The 2500-nt window shown below is 44.8% G+C and carries 2 tRNA genes and 1 rRNA gene; all 3 read left to right on the forward strand.

Going from position 1 to position 2500, the window contains the following annotated elements:
• Positions 1–500 precede the first annotated feature (500 nt).
• The 3 genes from P278_RS00005 (at position 501) to P278_RS00015 (ending at position 2381) form a co-directional block, all read left to right on the forward strand.
• Positions 501–2027, forward strand: a 16S ribosomal RNA gene (locus P278_RS00005).
• 76 nt (positions 2028–2103) lie between these two features.
• Positions 2104–2177: transfer RNA gene (locus P278_RS00010), tRNA-Ile, on the forward strand.
• A gap of 130 nt (positions 2178–2307) precedes the next feature.
• A tRNA-Ala gene (locus P278_RS00015) sits at positions 2308–2381 on the forward strand.
• Positions 2382–2500 lie beyond the last annotated feature (119 nt).

Consider the following 2500-nt stretch of genomic DNA (forward strand, 5'->3'; position numbering starts at 1 on the left):
TTTGGAGAATTGAAATAAAAGGTTCTATATTTGCACCCGCTTTGAGAGAGAGGTAATGTAGTAAGAGAAGCGAAGTTCATAGACATAGTGCGGGATATAGAAGATTAGGGCGACAAAAATTTTCAAAAAAAATGAAAAAAATGTTTGCCGGAAACAAAAAGAGTTTTTACATTTGCAGCCGCTTTGCGAGACACGAAATATCGAGTTTTAAAGGGCGCAAGTTCATAGAGAAATTGGCGATGTAGAGAGGAATGAGAGGCCTGAAAAATTTTTCAAAAATAAATGAAAAAAAGTTTGGTCGGAATGAAAAAGAGTTTCTATATTTGCACCCGCTTTACGAAAGGGTAGAGCGAGAGAAAAGAACGAAAGTTTATAAAGATTATAAAAGTTCATTGATTTATTGTTGACAGCACAATTTTTGGTAAGACAAGAATTAAAACAAAAAAGACAACGTCATACTTGAGTAAGGACTTTAAGTTGGTAATAATATTTAAAGATTAACAACGAAGAGTTTGATCCTGGCTCAGGATGAACGCTAGCGGCAGGCCTAACACATGCAAGTCGAGGGGTAGAGTAAGTTAGCTTGCTAACGAACTTGAGACCGGCGCACGGGTGCGTAACGCGTATGCAACCTACCTTTTACAGGGGGATAGCCCAGAGAAATTTGGATTAATACCCCATAATACTGTTTAGTGGCATCATTTGAACAGTTAAAACTACGGTGGTAAAAGATGGGCATGCGTCCTATTAGCTAGATGGAGTGGTAACGGCACCCCATGGCGACGATAGGTAGGGGTCCTGAGAGGGAGATCCCCCACACTGGTACTGAGACACGGACCAGACTCCTACGGGAGGCAGCAGTGAGGAATATTGGACAATGGTCGGAAGACTGATCCAGCCATGCCGCGTGCAGGAAGACTGCCCTATGGGTTGTAAACTGCTTTTATACAGGAAGAATAAGCTCTACGTGTAGAGTGATGACGGTACTGTAAGAATAAGCATCGGCTAACTCCGTGCCAGCAGCCGCGGTAATACGGAGGATGCAAGCGTTATCCGGAATCATTGGGTTTAAAGGGTCCGTAGGCGGGCTAATAAGTCAGAGGTGAAAGTTTGCAGCTTAACTGTAAAATTGCCTTTGATACTGTTAGTCTTGAATGATTGTGAAGTGGTTAGAATAAGTAGTGTAGCGGTGAAATGCATAGATATTACTTAGAATACCGATTGCGAAGGCAGATCACTAACAATTTATTGACGCTGATGGACGAAAGCGTGGGGAGCGAACAGGATTAGATACCCTGGTAGTCCACGCCGTAAACGATGGATACTAGCTGTTGGGTTTTCGGACTCAGTGGCTAAGCGAAAGTGATAAGTATCCCACCTGGGGAGTACGCTCGCAAGAGTGAAACTCAAAGGAATTGACGGGGGCCCGCACAAGCGGTGGAGCATGTGGTTTAATTCGATGATACGCGAGGAACCTTACCAGGGCTTAAATGTAGATTGACAGGGGTAGAGATACCTTTTTCTTCGGACAATTTACAAGGTGCTGCATGGTTGTCGTCAGCTCGTGCCGTGAGGTGTCAGGTTAAGTCCTATAACGAGCGCAACCCCTATCGTTAGTTGCTAGCAGGTAATGCTGAGGACTCTAGCGAGACTGCCGGTGCAAACCGAGAGGAAGGTGGGGATGACGTCAAATCATCACGGCCCTTACGTCCTGGGCTACACACGTGCTACAATGGTAGGTACAGAGAGCAGCCACTTGGTGACAAGGAGCGAATCTATAAAGCCTATCACAGTTCGGATCGTAGTCTGCAACTCGACTACGTGAAGCTGGAATCGCTAGTAATCGGATATCAGCCATGATCCGGTGAATACGTTCCCGGGCCTTGTACACACCGCCCGTCAAGCCATGGAAGCTGGGGGTACCTGAAGTCGGTCACCGCAAGGAGCTGCCTAGGGTAAAACCGGTAACTGGGGCTAAGTCGTAACAAGGTAGCCGTACCGGAAGGTGCGGCTGGAACACCTCCTTTCTAGAGAAATCTGATTTAAAGGAATTATAAGGGTTTGATGTTGTTTTTTAGCTGTCAATAAGAAAAAAAATGAAGCAGTCTCGTAGCTCAGCTGGTTAGAGCGCTACACTGATAATGTAGAGGTCGGCAGTTCGAGTCTGCCCGAGACTACAAAAGTCGCGGAAAGGCGAGAGTTTTTTACGAGACGAGAAGTTCATTGAGGACATATTGGAAATTTTAGAGGTTGAGTAGCCGTTATAAGTACTGTTAACTAATAACTGTTAACTGATCACTAAAAGACGGGGGATTAGCTCAGCTGGCTAGAGCGCCTGCCTTGCACGCAGGAGGTCATCGGTTCGACTCCGATATTCTCCACGATCGCGAAAGCGAAAAAGTTCATTGACATATTGAGATAAAGATATACGAGAAAAGCAAAAACAAGTAGAATAGAATCAAAGAATACGGTATTATGCTTTATAGTGTAATACAGCAAA

This window comes from Zhouia amylolytica AD3 (assembly GCF_000511935.2).
GTDB classification, from domain to species: Bacteria; Bacteroidota; Bacteroidia; order Flavobacteriales; family Flavobacteriaceae; genus Zhouia; species Zhouia amylolytica.